Source organism: Streptomyces sp. NPDC052299 (genome assembly GCF_040679335.1).
In the GTDB taxonomy this organism is placed as follows: Bacteria; Actinomycetota; Actinomycetes; order Streptomycetales; family Streptomycetaceae; genus Streptomyces.
The window spans coordinates 557,966-573,580 of record NZ_JBFAUP010000001.1 but is presented as its reverse complement, the minus strand read 5'-3'; the positions used below and the strand labels follow the sequence as shown (position 1 = coordinate 573,580).

The 15,615-nt window shown below is 68.1% G+C and carries 13 protein-coding genes; 4 read left to right on the top strand and 9 right to left on the bottom strand.

Features of this window, described 5'->3' with window-relative positions; genetic code table 11:
- Positions 1-5: 5 nt before the first annotated feature.
- From AB0L33_RS02600 to AB0L33_RS02585, 4 genes are read left to right on the top strand one after another with little or no spacing between them, the layout of a single operon-like run.
- Positions 6-2,636: an ATP-binding protein gene (locus AB0L33_RS02600; RefSeq protein ID WP_365677256.1), complete on the top strand. Its 2,631-nt coding sequence runs from the start codon at positions 6-8 to the stop codon at positions 2,634-2,636.
- Positions 2,633-4,948 carry a hypothetical protein gene (locus AB0L33_RS02595; RefSeq protein WP_365677255.1) on the top strand — a complete coding sequence of 772 codons (2,316 nt, stop codon included), beginning with the start codon at positions 2,633-2,635 and terminating at the stop codon, positions 4,946-4,948. The genes AB0L33_RS02600 and AB0L33_RS02595 overlap by 4 nt, the downstream gene beginning before the upstream one ends.
- The gene (locus tag AB0L33_RS02590) at positions 4,945-6,123 is read left to right on the top strand and encodes an NlpC/P60 family protein (protein ID WP_365677253.1); all 1,179 of its coding nucleotides are present in this window, start codon (positions 4,945-4,947) and stop codon (positions 6,121-6,123) included. Before AB0L33_RS02595 ends, AB0L33_RS02590 begins: the two co-directional genes overlap by 4 nt.
- A gap of 38 nt (positions 6,124-6,161) precedes the next feature.
- Complete coding sequence (locus AB0L33_RS02585) at positions 6,162-6,746, top strand: hypothetical protein (protein ID WP_365677252.1); 585 nt, start codon at positions 6,162-6,164, stop codon at positions 6,744-6,746.
- A 20-nt stretch (positions 6,747-6,766) separates the two neighbouring features.
- Here AB0L33_RS02585 and AB0L33_RS02580 read toward each other — a convergent pair whose 3' ends face one another.
- The 9 genes from AB0L33_RS02580 to AB0L33_RS02540 form a co-directional block, all read right to left on the bottom strand.
- Positions 6,767-7,885 carry a hypothetical protein gene (locus AB0L33_RS02580; protein WP_365677251.1) on the bottom strand — a complete coding sequence of 373 codons (1,119 nt, stop codon included), beginning with the start codon at positions 7,883-7,885 and terminating at the stop codon, positions 6,767-6,769.
- Positions 7,886-7,948: 63 nt separating this feature from the next.
- Complete coding sequence (locus AB0L33_RS02575; protein ID WP_365677250.1) at positions 7,949-8,683, bottom strand: nucleoside phosphorylase; 735 nt, start codon at positions 8,681-8,683, stop codon at positions 7,949-7,951.
- Positions 8,683-9,915 (bottom strand): hypothetical protein, encoded by a 1,233-nt coding sequence (locus tag AB0L33_RS02570; RefSeq protein ID WP_365677249.1) that lies wholly within the window; start codon positions 9,913-9,915, stop codon positions 8,683-8,685. The genes AB0L33_RS02575 and AB0L33_RS02570 overlap by 1 nt, the downstream gene beginning before the upstream one ends.
- A gap of 4 nt (positions 9,916-9,919) precedes the next feature.
- Complete coding sequence (locus tag AB0L33_RS02565) at positions 9,920-10,717, bottom strand: glycosyltransferase (RefSeq protein ID WP_365677248.1); 798 nt, start codon at positions 10,715-10,717, stop codon at positions 9,920-9,922.
- Positions 10,717-11,529: a hypothetical protein gene (locus tag AB0L33_RS02560; protein ID WP_365677247.1), complete on the bottom strand. Its 813-nt coding sequence runs from the start codon at positions 11,527-11,529 to the stop codon at positions 10,717-10,719. The genes AB0L33_RS02565 and AB0L33_RS02560 overlap by 1 nt, the downstream gene beginning before the upstream one ends.
- Position 11,530: 1 nt before the next feature.
- Positions 11,531-12,454, bottom strand: a complete 924-nt coding sequence (locus AB0L33_RS02555; RefSeq protein WP_365677246.1) for an NAD(P)-dependent oxidoreductase — start codon at positions 12,452-12,454, stop codon at positions 11,531-11,533.
- Between the two features lie 22 nt (positions 12,455-12,476).
- Positions 12,477-13,175: a class I SAM-dependent methyltransferase gene (locus AB0L33_RS02550; protein ID WP_365677245.1), complete on the bottom strand. Its 699-nt coding sequence runs from the start codon at positions 13,173-13,175 to the stop codon at positions 12,477-12,479.
- Positions 13,168-14,283, bottom strand: a complete 1,116-nt coding sequence (locus AB0L33_RS02545) for a DegT/DnrJ/EryC1/StrS family aminotransferase (RefSeq protein ID WP_365677244.1) — start codon at positions 14,281-14,283, stop codon at positions 13,168-13,170. The genes AB0L33_RS02550 and AB0L33_RS02545 overlap by 8 nt, the downstream gene beginning before the upstream one ends.
- 62 nt (positions 14,284-14,345) lie before the next feature.
- Positions 14,346-15,611, bottom strand: a complete 1,266-nt coding sequence (locus AB0L33_RS02540) for a radical SAM protein (protein WP_365677243.1) — start codon at positions 15,609-15,611, stop codon at positions 14,346-14,348.
- Positions 15,612-15,615: the final 4 nt, after the last annotated feature.

Sequence of the window (15,615 nt, the reverse complement as noted above, 5' to 3'; positions counted from 1 at the left end):
CTGCCATGCGTCTTCCCGTGCGCCACATCAGCGGCCATCTGATCTGGACCACCAACGCGACGGTGTGGGCTGTGTGGCGGGTCGAATCCGACAACTACAGTCACGCCTCGAAAGCGGCCAAGCACGAGCGGCTGAACGCTCTTGAGGCACTGTTCAAGTCGATCAAGGGCGAGGCTCTGCTGCTGAGCCTGTGCCCGCAGGTGGACGCCGCCAGTGTCGTCACGCGCATGACGGCCGGAGTCGACCTGGACGCTTCCCCGGAGTACGTGGACCTGTCCCTGCGCGTCCTGGACGAACTGGAGGAGATGGAGCTGTCGGGGCGGGTCGACTTCCTGGCCGTCCCGATGAAGCACACCGACTTCAAACAGGGCGCCCTGGCGGTCCTGTCGTCCGCCCACTACGAGGTCATGAACACCCTGGGGCTGCCCACCACCCCGGTGAACAAGGCCGAGGAGAAGCGCAGGCTCGAACAGGCCCGGCACCTCGCGGCGACCTGGCCGTCCGCCATCCGGCTCCGGCCCGCCACCGAGGGCGAGATCCTGTGGATCTACGGCCACTGCGCGCGCCGCGGCCTGGCCGAGCCGCTGCTCCCGGAGCACGACGAGCCGCGCTCGGTGGTGGGGCGCGGACGCCCCGTGGCCGCGTACAGCGAGGTCATCCTCGACGAGGGCGGGCGCAGCGACGGCATCGAGGAGCGGCGCGGCGTCCCGCTCAACCCCTTCCGGCACCGCTATGTGAAGTCGAGCACCGAGTTCGGCGACAGCTACCAGTCGTTCTCGATCCTGGCCGAGATGCCGGACTCCTTCGCGTTCCCCGGCAGCGAGTACCTGGCCGCCCTGGACGACTTCGGGTTCCCGGTGGACTGGGCGGTCCGGCTGCACATCGAACAGGGCGCCAAGGCCGAGCCCAAGTCCCGCCGGCAGGCCCGCGAACTGGCCCATCAGCGCGGGGAGTACGACGGGGAGACGGCGGGCGTCCCGGCCAGCCTGGACAAGGCGAGCACCGCGCTCAACGAGTACCGCTCCCGGCTCACCTCGTCCTCGACGGAGGTCGAGATCAGGGCGAGCGTGGTCACCTGTGTGTGGGGCCGGACCCCCGAGGAGACCGAGGAGAAGGCGTCCGCCCTCATCAACCACTTCGGCGGCAACGACTACACACTCGTCCGCCCGATCGGCGAGCAGACGTCCCTCTTCCACAGCATGCTCCCGGGCACCCCCACGCCCCGGGTGATGAACGACTACGCCCAGTTCCTGCTGGCCAAGGACTTCGCCATGTCCCTGCCGTTCTGCGGACAGGCGCTCGGCGACGACGGCGGCTCGCTCTTCGGACTCCAGCTCAACGGCGGCGGCGCCCGTCCGGTCCTGGTCGACTTCAGCCTCGGCCCGCGCATGAACGCCTCGGCGTCCGCCGTGTTCATCGGCGAGCTGGGCTCCGGCAAGTCGGTCGCCATGAAGACCGCGATGTACTCCATCCTGACGACCGGCCGCCGCGTCGGGCGCTCCCGCAGCCGCGGCCGGGCGCTGGCCATCGACCGTACGCCCCAGCAGGAATGGGCCCGGTTCGCCCGCGCCTGCCCGGGCGAGACCCAGGTGATCACCGTCGACGAGGACGCCTCGGTGTCGCTGGACCCGCTGCGCGTCTTCAAGGGCCCGCGTGCCGCCCGTTACACCGAGTCCTTCCTCACCCCGCTGCTGGACATCGCCTCGATGTCCACCGAGGGCGTGACGCTCGCGGACGCCATCGACGCCACGCACAAGGCGCCCGAACCCAGCATGCGCCTGCTCCTGGAGACCCTGACGGAGCGCGCGCACACCGCCGATCCGCAGGACCCGGACGACCACAACGTCCGTGCGGCGGCGAGCGAACTGGCCCGGAAGCTGCGGTCGCTGGCCAAGAAGGACCTGGGCCGGGTGATCTTCGACCCGACCCTGCCCATCGTGGAGATCACCGACGCCGACACGATCATCTTCTCCGCCGCCAACATCGGCCTGCCCAAGAAGACCGAGCTGGAGGGCCACCGGCTGTCCAGCCTGGAGGTCGAGAAGAAGTTCGGCTGGCGCCTGATGTATCTGGTGGCCGCCCTCTGCCGCGAGATCGCCTTCGCCGACCCTGAGGAGTTCGTCGGCGTGTTCCTGGACGAGTGCTGGTGGCTGACCTCGTCCGCCGAGGGTACGGAACTGCTCCTGGAGATCATCAACGACGGCCGTAAGCACGGTTGCGGCGCCTTCGCCGGCTCCCACGACCCGTACGACGTCGGACCGGCCAACTCCGAGTACGGCGAGAAGATCCGGGGCCTGGTCTCGCACCGGTTCCTCTTCCGCCACCGCAACCGCCAGCTGGCCGCGCGCGGGCTCGAGTTCCTGGGCCTGGACGGCACCGATCCGGAGCTGCTGAAGCTGGTCACCGAGAACCTGTCGCCGATCAACGTCTCCGACGACGAACGGCTGCTGCGGTCCGGCGAGTGCCTCTACTACGACCTGAAGAAGCGGATCGGCGGCATGAAGGTCCTGATACCGGCGGACGAGCACGCGGCCGAGGCCATCCACACGACCCCGGGCCGCGCCACCCTCGACGAGCCGGGCGAGGCCGCCGAGTCGATCGAGGCCACGGAAGCGGTGGAGGCGCAGCGCATATGACCGCACTCACGGGGGTGATCCAGCAACGTCGCCACTGGCTGCGGCTGCTGGTACTGATCGGCGTACCGATCGTGCTCATGCTGCTGTTCTCGCACCATGCCTGGGCCGCCCCGGCCGACGATCCCTGCAAGCCGAACCAGGAAGTCCCGAACCTCTACTGCATCCCGCCGGAAGAGGCGCACGCGGGCAAGGTCCTCGGCATCTTCGACGTGGTCGACCAGAACGGCGTACCGATCAGTGCGTACGGCATCAACGTCGACCAGGGCGGAACGCTCGACGTCATCAGCAAGATCAACGCCTTTCTGATCGGTGCCGGATTCAGCCTCATCAAGGTCGTCATCGGCTTCGCCTGCTGGCTGGTCGAGTGGTCGCTCGGCTTCGGCCTCGCCAAGGAGCTGCTCGAACCGGTATCCGGGATCGCGACCAGCATCAAGCACCATGTGATCGACAACCTGGCGCTCAAGTCCCTCTTTCTGACGATCGTCGCCCTGTGGGCCGCCTACTTGATCCTCTTCAAGCAGCGGTCCAAGGGGTGGATGGAGATCTGCACGTCGCTGGTGATCGCCTCCATAGCGACCGTCACACTGGCGAACCCCGGAAGCTTTCTGATCGGCAACGCCGACGACTCCGGAATTCTCGGCAAGACCAAGCAACTGGCCCTGGAAACCTCGACGCTGATCCTCTCGGACAACTGCGACGCGGACAAACAGGAGAACGACAAGCCGACCTCCTGCGCCGGCCAGGAGGAGAACAAGACGGCGACCTCCGTCAGCAGGCCCATCACGAACGGACTGGTCGACGCCTTCATCCAGCGCCCCACCTGGGTTCTCTACACCGGCAAACCCATCAGCAAGGACTGCAGCGAGGCCTACGGCAAGGCCACACTGGCCCGCTACAACTTCAACCGCCTCGTCATGCCCGGCATCATCGACGAGAAGCTCGGTGATTCCTGGTGGGACTCCTTCACCGCCGTGTTCTCCGCGAACTTCTCCTGGCACGGCATCAAGGAGAACCTGAAGCACGCCACCGGCAGCCCCTGGGGCCTGCTCACCATCACCGACCAGATGCAGAAGAACGTCATGGAGGACTTCCGGGACGCGGCCAAGGACGACGCGGCCTGGAAGAAGTACGTGGACCCGGCGGACGCGGAGGTCGCCTCGGCCTGCAAGGCCAAGGACGCCATGTCGGACGACCAGCAGGTCACCGCCTCGATGGAGAACGTGCTCAGCGTCTGGTTCATCGCGATCGCCGCGATCATCGTCGTCCTGCTCGTCGTCTCGGTCTCGATCACCTTCCTGATCTCCCAGGTGTGGATGGCCATGGAGGTCATCCGCGCACAACCCGCCCTGATCGCCGGAATCCTTCCCGGCGGTGGCCGCACGGCGATGTGGAACTGGGTCTCGGGGGTGTTCCGCGTCGTGCTCGCGATCTTCCTCTCGGTGATGTTCCTGACGTTCTTCCTGGTCATGGTCATCTCCCTGCTGGAGACAGAGACCAACGAAGCCATGACGATCAAGTTCCTCACGATCGACTTTGTGGCCATCGCGTTCCTGGCGTTCCGCAAGAAGGTCACGGCCGCCGCCAAGAACATCTCCACCAACTTCGGCCAGAAGATGGCCAGCAGAACGGGTGGCGGAGGCGGCGCCGGCACCTTCACCGGCGCGCCCACCGGTGGCGCCCAGCTCAAGAGCGACCGTGCCACCTTCAGCAAGGTGGCCGGCACGGCCGGCAAGATCTGGCGCGGCGGTGGCGGCGGAGCCGGGGGTGGCGGCGGCGGAGGGGCCGGTGAGGGCGGCAAGGAAGGCGGTGCTCCCGGCAAGCAGAAGAAGAGCCTGAAGGGCCGCGTCCAGGGCGCGGTCAGGCTGGGTACCACGGTGGCCGCGGCCATCGGGACGGGCGGAACGACCGCCGCGATGCAGGCGAGCGCCAAGGCCGCTCTGAAGGCCCGGCTCAAGAACTCGGCGAAGAAGCGCCTGGCCAAGAACCGCGTCGGCCGTGCCACGCTCACCGCGGCACGGACCGGCCGCTACGTGGCCAAGGAAGCGCCGGTCACCAAGAGCAGGTTCAAGAACGCGGTGGCCGCCGAGAAGAGGAACCTCCGCGACGCGCAGAGCGATCGCACCCGGAACGCCCAGCGGGACGCCTCCCGGCAGATGCGGCAGACGAGGAGCCAGCAGCGGAGCGACAGCCAGCGGTTGAACCGTACGGTCAACGGCAGGCGCAACCAGCAGCAGCACCGCCGTCGCTCCTCCAACGCCCGTACCGGGGGCCGCAACCCGCGCAGAGGGGGCACCAGGGGTAGCGGCAGGTGACCAAGGCCACCGAGAACGAGTCGAGCAGCGGCACCAAGAAGGTCCTCATCGGCTTGGCGATAGCCACGGTCCTTCCCTGGATCTGCTTCATCCTCGCCATCATGCTGGGTGCTTCCATGCTCCCGGGTGGTGGCGAGGACGACGAGGGGGGAGGCGGCGGAGCGCCGACCGTGGAGGACTGCGCCGAGGTGGAGGGCATCCCCAAGCCGACGTGCGAGGCGTATCTGCATGCCGCGGAAGCCATCCTGACGATCAGGCCGAAGTGCACGAACCTCAGCTGGACCCTGCTGGCGGGCATCGGCAAGATCGAGTCGCACCACGGCACCTTCATGGGCCGGAAGGTCGTCGACAAGACCGGTCCCCGGTACGGCAACGTGGAACCGCCCGTCATCGGTCCGGTCCTGGACGGCACGAACAACACCCAGCGCATCTACGACACCGACAACGGCAAGTACGACCACGACACCACGTACGACCGGGCGGTCGGACCCACCCAGTTCATCCCGCAGACCTGGGAGAGCGTTGCCCAGGACGGCGACGACGACGGCGACACCGACCCGCAGAACGTGTTCGACTCGGCGCTGAGCACCGCGGCCCTCCTGTGCGGGAAGGGGGCGTCCGACTTCTCCAAGTCCAAGACCGAACACGACGCGATCTTCCGCTACAACCACTCGGAGCAGTACGTCTCCGACGTGCTGGCCGCCAAGGCGCAGTACGACAAACTGGGCGACATCGGCGGACCGGTGGACGCCACCGGAAAGGCGAAGACGATCATCCAGGCAGCCAAGTCGCAGAAGGGCGTCGACTACTCCTGGGGCGGCGGTGGACCTGACGGGCCCTCGTACGGCATCGAACACGGCGCCCACATCTACGGTTTCGACTGCTCGGGCCTGACCGAGTACGCCTACGCGAAGGCGGGCATCATGATCGGTGGCGTCGCACAGACGCAGCACGACAGCGGAAAGGTCCGTGTCACCAGTTCCAGAAGCCTCGCCGGCGCGAAGCCCGGTGATCTCCTCTTCTTCTCCCACAACCCGGGCAGCGGCAAGGGCATCTTCCACGTCTCCATCTACCTGGGTAAGAACAGGCAGATCGAGGCACCGCGGACGGGAGACGTGGTCAAGGAATCCGACGTGCGGATGGCGAACCTCGACAGCATCGGACACCTGACGTGAGCGGCAGCGCGGAGCGATCGGGCATCATCATGCTCTCCATGTCCGCGATTCTCTCCGTCGTCGGGGTGGTGCTGCTCTGGCCCGATGTGAGCGGCGGCCACACGGCCCCCGCGGCCCGGCCGCCGGCCGTGTCCGCGTCGCCGACCACGGCGTCCTCCGCACCACCGGCCGCACCGGAGCCCCGGCCGGAGCCGACGACCGCCGCGCCGTCACCGTCCGCCTCCCACCCCCGGGACGGCGACGTGCTCGCGGGAGACATCAGCGACACCGTCCTGCAGCACGCCCTCGAGCAGAGCCGCCAGGCGAACGTTCCGCCCACCCTGGAGAAGCGCCTGGTGGCCCTCGGCGGCAAGGTGCTCCTCGCCGACCTCACCGGCCGGGACCGGAAGGCGTTCCCGGAGTATTTCAAGGGGCTGCCGCCCACCGACGTCTGGCGGAAGTGCCGCATCCGCGCCGGTGTCGGGGAGCGCTACGACAACCGCTCGGACGCGGTCCTCATCCACCTGGTGTGGGCCGGTACGAGCCCCGAGGGCGAACGCGACGACCGGCGCCCGGCGACGGTGCTGCTGGTGCGGGACATGGACGGCACCTGGGCGCCGCAGCCGTTGCGAGAGGAGGACTGAGGGCCGGCGGCCCCTTCCCCTTACCGCGAGAAGCGGCCCATGGCACGGCGGTACGTGGCCATGCCCACGAGCAGGGGCTTGGACCGGGCGGACGGGCGGTACGCGCTTTCGGCCGCAACGGCCGTGACCGACGACGAGCGCCTGGCCACGAAGACGGTGGCGGGATGGCCATTGACGAGGATTCCGTGCGTGGCGTCGACGACGAAGCCCGCCGCCCCGAGCCCGTCCCCGTAGGCGTCCGCTCCACGACGCGAGCAGAGCAGCACCAGCCGTCCGGTCGCCGGGGTCAGGACCCGCGCGAGCGACTTCGCGACGGCATGCGCGAACTCCTCGGGCGGCAGGGGAAGTTCTTCGTGCTCGCCCCAGGGCGGGTCGGTCACCACGACGTCGACCGTCCCGTCCGGAATGGACGGGAGAGTCAGAGCATCCTCGGAGAGAAACCGCACACGCTCGTCCCGTGCCGGCTCGCCCGGAAATCCGCCCCGGTGCGTGGCGATATCCGTATCGGAATAAATGATCTCGCGGGCCGGCATGTCGAGGCGGGCCCATACGAAGGACCCGCTGCCGGCGAATGGGTCGAGATAAACGTCCTGCGGTCCCGGCTGCGAAGCGAGGACGAGCATGGAGGACAATTCGTGCGAAACGGCCCCGGGGCTCTTCTTCGGCCGCGCCGTTTTCGGGAGCCGTGCGCAGAACAGCAGCTCTCGCATGTCGAGCCGGCCGACCACCCAGTATTCCTGGCACATGCCCCGGGGCTCGACCCGGAGCCCCGTGCGCGAGGAGACCATTCCCTCGATGTCCGCCCGTACGGCGGGCGCGATGGAGGAGAGCTCGCCGTCGATGTGCGCCATGAGCCGGAACCCGGGGGTGCGCGCGGGCAGAGCCGGGAAATCCTCCCTGCCCAGCAGGGAGGAGAGCCGGCGGGCGCTCTGATCGACGTCTTTTCGTGGTGTCGACGCAATGACGATGAACGCGTTCTTCGCGAACGGGATTTTCGCCACTTGTTCCGCGCTCGACGTGGAGTCGAAAATGGCTGAGCTGTCATCCTGATAATGCACGCTGAAGTCGTCGACGAAATTGGAGAGGGCGTCGACGACCAGTTCGCTGGTACCGGCCGGGTACTGAATGAAATAGCGCACCCAGTTACACTACCCGACCCGGGAGAGAGCCGCGCATCTCGCTGTCTCCCGGGCCGGCGGTGCTCAGGGGCGGGTACCGGCCCCGTCCTCGGAGAACAGACCACGGGCGGCCGCGACCGCCGCGGCGCCGAGCGCGGTGAAGGTCTGCTCGGCGGACAGGGTGTCGTCGGTAGCCACGAACAGCGCCGCCGCCCGCAGGGAGCGCACGGAGGCGAGTGCGAACAGCACCGCCGCTTCCATCTCCGTGGCCAGCACCCCGGCGGCGCGCAGCCCCGCCCATCGGCCGCGCCAGTACTCGGCCAGGGGGAAGCCGTCCGGCTTCTCCGCGTAGTACGCGTCCTTGCAGTGCGTACGGCCCACGAAGTGCTTGAAGCCGTCCTCCTCCGCGGCGCCCACGATCGCCCTCAGCAGACCGAAGTCGGGCACCGCGGGGTACTCCGCGGGGAGGTACTGGTGACTGGCGCCCTCGTCCCGGACGCACCCGGTGGAGATCACCACATGGCCGGCGTTGATGTGCCGCTGGATGGACCCGCACGTCCCCACGCGCACGAACCGGCTGACACCGAGCTGTGCCAGCTCCTCGACGGCGATGGCGGTGCTCGGTCCGCCGATGCCCGTCGAGCACACGAGGAGGGGGCGGCCCTCGAACTCCGTCTCCGCCACCACGTAACCGCGCCGCTGCCACTGCCCGGTGACCTTGCCCAGATGCGCGGCGAGCGGAGGAACCCGGTCGGGGTCGCCCGTGAGGATGGCGGAATCGGCGAGGGAGTCGATCTCTCCCAGGTGGTGCAGGTGCATCAGACGCTCCCGGACTTGCGAGGGGTGCCGTCTCCAGGAGAGGCGAAGGGGCTGACCATGGCCAGCGCGGCGTCTTCCAGGACGCTCCACGGATAGGCGGCCGCGTTGGCGACACCCGCCTCGCGGAGGGCGGAAGCCCGTGCCGGGTCGGCCAGCACCTCCGCCAGCGCCTCGCCGATGACCTGAGGGGCAACGTGGTGGAGCCGCTGGCCGAGGCGGCCGATGCCCACATCGGCGGCCGGCAGGAGGATGCCCCCCGTACCGACCGCGTCGCCCATGATGGCTTCGTCGTCGGTGTGCAGCAACGGCACCCCGCACGCCTGGCCCTCGATGATCACCTGCTCCACGTCACCGCTGTGCGGCACGTTGAGCAGGACATCGCAGACGTTGATCCGGTCCACGTACGAGAAGCTCGCGGGCAGGACCGGGAGTCCGCGCGGGGCCTCGCCCCGAGGGCCCGTCCCGCTGGTCCGGACCCCGCGCTGTTCGTCGTACCGGTCTTCCGAGGGGAACAGCAGCCGGTCACCGACGCCGTAGCGCCTGCCGAGCTCACGCAGGTCCCAGTGACCGTGCGGCAGGCAGTGCAGGTAGAGCCGCAGGTCCCGGCCGGGCAGCAGGCGGACCGCCTCGGCGAAGCCGGCCACCGCGCGCGCCACCTGCTTGCGTTCGGTGTTGGTGGCGAACACGCCCACCACCGAGGCGTCGGCCAGCCCCGCGTGCGCGCGCAGCGCCTCGCGGTCGGTGGCGGGCCGGAACTCTTCCGGATCCACGCCCGGAGGGGCGTAGCCGGCCACGGCGATGCCTTCGCTCTCCAGGTAGGCGGCGCCCGTGCGGGACGTGGCCCACACCGCGGCGCAGGAGCGCTGTGCGTCCAGGTAGGTGCTGCTCACCGGCAGACCGTCGAAGCACACATAGCTGACGGTGGGGCCGGTCCAGCCGGCCTGTTTGAACAGCTCGACGCATTCCAGCGCGTTGTAGGCGTCCATGTTGAGCAGCAGCACGTCCGGCTGGACCGTCCGGAAGAACTCGGGAAGTGTGTCGGTCCACCTCCCTCCCTGTTCGGCGGGCCAGACCGCGTAGGGCAGACCCGCCGGAATGTCGGTGGAGCGTGCCTTGATCCCGTAGCAGGCCACGTCGTGACCGCCGCGTACCAGGCCCGCCGCGATGTGCGACGTGGTGCGGCCGAAGCCGCTGGTCAGCGTGGGAGAGTCGGCGAAGATCGCAACAGTCATGCCGTCACCACCGGGGGAGGGAGTCGAGGCCCAGCTTGTTCAGGACGTACTGCTCGTTCTTCCGCGCGCCGGCGTCCTTCTGCTCGGCGTGATCAAGACCGCGCCCCCGGTCGTTGACCGGTGTGTGGTTCTGGTGGAAGACCCCGACCGCCGGGTCGTAGACCATGCGCGCGCCGGCCTGCGCGGCGCGGCCCGCGAACTCCACCTCGTGGTACCCCCACCCGGTCATCCGGGCGTCGAACGGCTGGTCGTACTCGTTCGTGCTGAGCGTCTTCACGAGCTCACGGCTGTAGCTCAGGCTGGCGCCCCAGAAGGCGGTCCAGAGCACGCCCTCCCTGGCTTCGCCGTCGGCACCGGCCAGGTGGGCACGGGGGCAGGTGTTCAGCTCCCAGGTCATCTCGTCGCCTTCGAACCTGGCACCCGCCACCACGGTCAACCCGGGCCCGATGTGCCAGGCGGCGTGCCGCCGCACGAAGTCGGGGCGCACCCGGACGTCGTCCACCTGGATGAACACGGCGGTCTCCGGGTCGGAGCCCGCGATGCACTCGTTCCAGCGCCGGGCGCTCAGGTAATCGGCCTCGTGCTCACGGCGCAGCACGCGTACGCGGTACGGCAGCTTTCCGGCCGCTTCCTCCAGCGCCTCCGCGGTGCCGTCCGTGCCGCCGTCGTCCAGGACGGTGAACTCCAGACGGTCCATGGGCCAGTCCTGGGCGCTCAGGTCGTCGGCCAGCGCGAGGATCTTCGCGCGCTGGTTGTAGGTCATCGTGAAGACGGTCACGAGGGGCTGCGTGGTCACAGGCATCAGAGCTTTCCTTGCGTGGTGCTGTCGTACAGCGCACGGACGAACCGGCGGGCCGCGTGCTCGGCATCGCGTCGCACCGGATGGACGAAGGGGACGTCGCCGCGCTGATGGGCCTTCGCCACGGACGAAGCGGCGTGGTACGGCCGGTAGCGGTTGAACGCGGTCATGTGGGCGGGGTAGTCGGAGCCGCGCAGCCCCAGCGCGTCCACGAGGGTGGGCAGCAGAACCTCCTGCAGGGTGAATGATCTGCCGGGCTCCTGGTTCCGCGCGACGAACTCCCGCAGACGCGGATACCAGGGGCTGTCGAGCAAGGTGTGGATGTACCGGGGCGTGAAGACCTGGCCGGGGCTGAACGCCTCGTTCGTGTAGTCCATGCCGAGGACGTCGAGGAGGTCGGGCAGCTCCGGCCGGAGGCTCCGGTAGGGGCGCCAGCGCGAGGTGTTCGGGGTCTTACGGGCGAAACGCGGGGCCAGGTAGTCGTTGTCCGCCATGGCCGAAGCCAGGAAGTCCTCGAAGCCCTCGTTGATGAAGGCCATGTCGGACTCGACGTTGACGACGTAGTCGTAGTCCCGGTCGGCCGCCCACTCGAGCATGTCGAAGAAGAACGGGGTCACCTTGGCGTACAGCAGTGGCCTGCTGCACTCCATCCGCTCGACGTCCACGGGGGCCCGCCGGCCGACGGCACCCGCGGGCCCCGAGTCGTACCAGTAGATGTCGGCGGCGGGGCAGAACCGCCTGATCCCGCGCACCAGATCGTCGACGTACTCGTCCGGAGCGTGGTCCAGGACCACGAAGCACAGTCGGCCGGCCACGTCAGCCCGCCTCGGGCGACGGCGCCATCAGGCGCGCCGCCGTGACGAGTTCGGCAAGACCGCTGTCGAGCGTGTGGCGGGTGGTGAAACCAAGACTGCGGATCTTCTCGTAGGACACGCCGTAGTCCCGCTGGTCCGCGTCCTTGCCGAACTCCTCGAAGCGGAGGTCGTAGGGCACCATGCGCTGGATGCGCCGGGCCAGTTCGGCCTTGGTGCAGTTCATGCTCTCGTGCCCGACGTTGAAGACCTCGTCCGCCATCGCCTTCCAGGAGTCCAGGGCGAACGCGATGGACAGGGCCATGTCGTGGACATGGATGAAAGTGCGCCGGAACCCGCCCTCGTAGACCGTGATGCCTCCACCGTGGACGGCCTGCTGGACGAAGTCGTTGGGCAGGAGGTCGAAGCGCATCCGAGGGCTGACACCGAACGCGGTGGCATACCGGTAGACCACGCAGTTCCCCGCGCCCAGCACCAGCTCCTCACCCTCCAGTTTGGTGCTGCCGTACAGACTCAGAGGGGCGGTGGGCGTCGTCTCCGTGCACATCTCGGACGGGATCGCCCCGTAGACGCTGCCGGTCGACGCGAAGACCAGCCGCTGGTCGGGCCGGCGCAGATCGAGCAGCAGCTTCGTGCCGTTGACGTTGGTGTTCACCGCGCGCTCCGGCTCGCGCAGGCAAGCCGGATACCCGACCACGGCGGCCAGGTGAACGATGGCGTCCACACCCTCCAGGGCAGACGCGAGAACGGTCGCGTCGCAGGCATCCCCGTGGACGAATTCGAAGCCGGGGCGCGGGACGCACGGCAGCAGACCCTGTCCGCCGACGTGCAGTTCGTCCAGTACGCGCACCTGGTGGCCCTGGTCGAGCAGAACCGGAACCAGTGCGGACCCGACGTACCCGGCTCCCCCCGTGACAAGTATGTGCATGATCTCCTCTTCGGATGAATCCCTACTGGGCCGACAACGGCGCTTCGGGGTGTTCCAGCAACACCGTCCTGATGAGCTCGCCGCTGGGAAGCCCGTACTCGTGCACCACTTCCAGGTCCACGTTGAAGGGCTCCAGTTCCAGGTAGAAGCCGTTGCCGTACAGATCGCGCGGGGTGTGCTTCCCCGTGGGCTTGTCGATGTTGCGCCGTTCCCCGGCGGGGATGTCCGCCTGCCCATCCGTGATCAGCACGTAGCGGTAGCGGGTGAGCTTGCCCAGGACGGCCGCGACGTGCTCGAAGGACATCAGGTAGAGCGCCATCGAGATCACGCACAGGTCGCCGTCCGGCAGCTCGTCCTCGACGAGGTCCCGGACCAGGAACTCGTGGCGCGCGTCCCCGTACCGTTCGCGGTTGTGCTCGATCAGACGGTCGTAGATGTCCACCCCGGTGTAGTGCGTGTCCCCCAGATCGGTCTCCGAGGCCAGCTTGTGGTCGCCGCAGGCCAGATCGACGATCCGCCGGACTTCGGGGTGACTGCGGATGAATGACGCCAGGAACTCCCGGTACGGCGCGGTGAGTTCGGACGGCGAGTCCGAGTAGTAGCGGTCACCCTCGGGTGACCGCCCCCACTGGTTGTTCTCGTACACCCAGCCGTAGAGCTGCTCCCGGTACGCACGGTCGTCGCCGGGCGGGGGAGGGGGAGGGGTCACCAGGTCAGCCACTGAGCACCTCACGCAGGCAGTCGGCCACGTAGGCCGCGTCGTTCACGGGCATGTCGGGGTAGATCGGCGGGCAGATGTGAGCGGGACAGATCCGGTCGGCACCGGGGAAGGGACCGGCCGCGTACGAGCGGAAGGCGTCCTGCAGATGGCAGGGCGTCTGATAGACGTAGCCGCCGAGAGCGATGCCGAACTTCTCGTCGAGACGGTGCTGGACGTCCTGCGGACGGTGCCGCTCCAGTTCGACTATGTACTTGTACCTGTTGTGGACCGCGCCGTCGGGCGGAGTGAGCAGCCGGACCCCTTCGATCCCGGCCAGCCGCTCGTCGTACACCGCGGCCACCGCGTTGCGTCCGGCGATCATCTCGTCCAGCCGGCGCAGCTGGACGCGGCCGACGATGGCCTGCATCTCGGTCAGCCGCCAGTTGTAGCCCGTCGTGGACATCGTTCCGTCGGGGTTCTTGGCGTGATCGCGGAGCAGCATGGCCGTATCGCGTATCCGCTCGTCGTCGGTGGCGACGAGGCCGCCCTCGCCACTCGTCATGACCTTGGTGCTGAACAGCGAGAAGGCGGCGGCGACGCCGAAGGTACCGGCGCGGCGGCCCTGGTAGGAGGCCCCGGCGGCATGCGCCGCGTCCTCGATCAGGGGCACGCCCCGCTCCTCGCAGAGGCGGGCCAGGTCGACGGTCCGCGGTGAGACGAGGCCGCCGATGTGCACCGTGACGACGGCACGCGTGCGTGGCCCGATTCTCGCCTCCACGTCCTCCACGCTCACGGACATGTCGTCCGACGTGTCCGCGAAGACGGGCACGGCGCCCGCGCGCAGCACGGACACGACGGTGGCCCCGAACGTATTGGTCGGCACCACCACTTCCCCGTCCTCCACCCCGACAGCGCGCAGCGCGATCTCCAGAGCGGCGGTACCGCTGGCGACCGAGACCGCGTGGCGGGTCCCCGTATAGGCGGCGAACTCCGCCTCCAGGGCCTCGCCGTGGGCCGACATGGTCAGGTGCCGCTGATCACGGAACAGCCGGCCGACCTCATCGGTGATGTACTGGATGTCAGCTTCGTGGAAGCTGTAACTGAAGGACGGTATGCAGATTTCCGACACAGCTGACCGGCCCTCCGGGAACCATGGGTTGATGATTTCTGTTACGTGTGAATCCTGAGTGGTCACGGAATATCGAGCATCGCCCCGACGGTGGGGTTCACTTGTTCCTGGAGTGACAGGTATCGGTAGAAGACTTCTTCGTCGATACCCCACTCCTTCAGACGCAACGGCGAGAACTGGGTGTCGTACCGGTAATCCCCGGACAGGTCGTAGGCCCAGATGGCCACAGGTACGAATTCCGGTTGCAGCTGTGCGATGTAGTCCCGCGTGGCCTCGTAGTCCGCCAACTCGGTCACACCTCCGATGAGAAGGTAGGTGACCACCTTGATACCGCGGTCGCGGAGCAGGCGGACCGCCTTTTCGATGCGTTGCAGATCGGTGCGCTTGTTGAAGGACTTGAGCAGATCCCGGGTGATGCCCTCGACACCGATCTTCACCCGTTCGACGCCCAGTTCAACGAGCTGGTCGGCGATCTGCGGGTTGATCATGTCGACCCGTGTGTCGATGGTGTAGGACTTGCGCACGCCGGCCTCGCGCAACGCGTCCGAGAGCGCGACGAGCCGCTTCCGGGGGGCGTAGGTGAAGGTCAGGTCCGTCAGGTAGACGCCCTGCTCGGGGCGGCGCGCGATGTCCGCGACCACGGTGTCGAGGTCGACGAACCTCACCCGTTCGTCGAGCTCGCTGTACAGCTGCTGCACGAGGCAGAAGGAGCACGGGAACCGGCAGCCGAACGAGGTCATGACGAAGTCCGTCTGCTGCTCGGCCGGGTAGAGCCGGCTGAGGTTCGGCACGACGTTCAACGGGATGGGCCGCGGCGGCACGTAGCCGGTGGGACGCGTCCGGACGATGTCGACGATCTGCTCGGAGGGTTCGCCCCCGAGCACGCAGTCGAAGTCGTCCTGGAACCGCTGCCTGTCCAAGGTGAAGAAGTGGCCCACCCCGACCGTGTAGACGCCCAGCTTCCTGAAGAGCTTGGAGTAGTGGGCTGCGATGAAGGGATTACCCCAGTCCTTGGTGGCGATCAGTGGCTCGCCTCCGAGAATGACCACCGCCTTCGGGTTGAAGGACATGACGATTTCGGCGACCTCGCCGTAGAGGCTTCCCTTTCCGTCCACGGCGTCCACGAACGGCTGGTAGTTCTGGAACATCCACTTCATGGACCAGTACCGCTTGCCGGGTGTGTGGTCGGCGTTGTAGACCACGTGTGAGACACCGGCCTCTTCGAGAAAGGCCGAAAGGTAGGTCAGCGACGGCGCCGCACGATTGTTGTGGCTTCCGCAGAAGCGGTAGTACGGCGGGGCGAGAAGGACAACATCGACCTCGTCCATGCAG

What these genes read in the sequence shown, in the direction of transcription:
- AB0L33_RS02565 (WP_365677248.1), bottom strand. Translation starts at nt 10,717, where the DNA reads ATGCCTGTGACCACGCAGCCCCTCGTGACCGTCTTCACGATGACCTAC.
- AB0L33_RS02570 (WP_365677249.1), bottom strand. Translation starts at nt 9,915, where the DNA reads ATGACTGTTGCGATCTTCGCCGACTCTCCCACGCTGACCAGCGGCTTC.
- AB0L33_RS02575 (WP_365677250.1), bottom strand. Translation starts at nt 8,683, where the DNA reads ATGCACCTGCACCACCTGGGAGAGATCGACTCCCTCGCCGATTCCGCC.
- AB0L33_RS02600 (WP_365677256.1), top strand. Translation starts at nt 6, where the DNA reads ATGCGTCTTCCCGTGCGCCACATCAGCGGCCATCTGATCTGGACCACC.
- AB0L33_RS02595 (WP_365677255.1), top strand. Translation starts at nt 2,633, where the DNA reads ATGACCGCACTCACGGGGGTGATCCAGCAACGTCGCCACTGGCTGCGG.
- AB0L33_RS02555 (WP_365677246.1), bottom strand. Translation starts at nt 12,454, where the DNA reads ATGCACATACTTGTCACGGGGGGAGCCGGGTACGTCGGGTCCGCACTG.
- AB0L33_RS02540 (WP_365677243.1), bottom strand. Translation starts at nt 15,611, where the DNA reads ATGGACGAGGTCGATGTTGTCCTTCTCGCCCCGCCGTACTACCGCTTC.
- AB0L33_RS02585 (WP_365677252.1), top strand. Translation starts at nt 6,162, where the DNA reads ATGTCCGCGATTCTCTCCGTCGTCGGGGTGGTGCTGCTCTGGCCCGAT.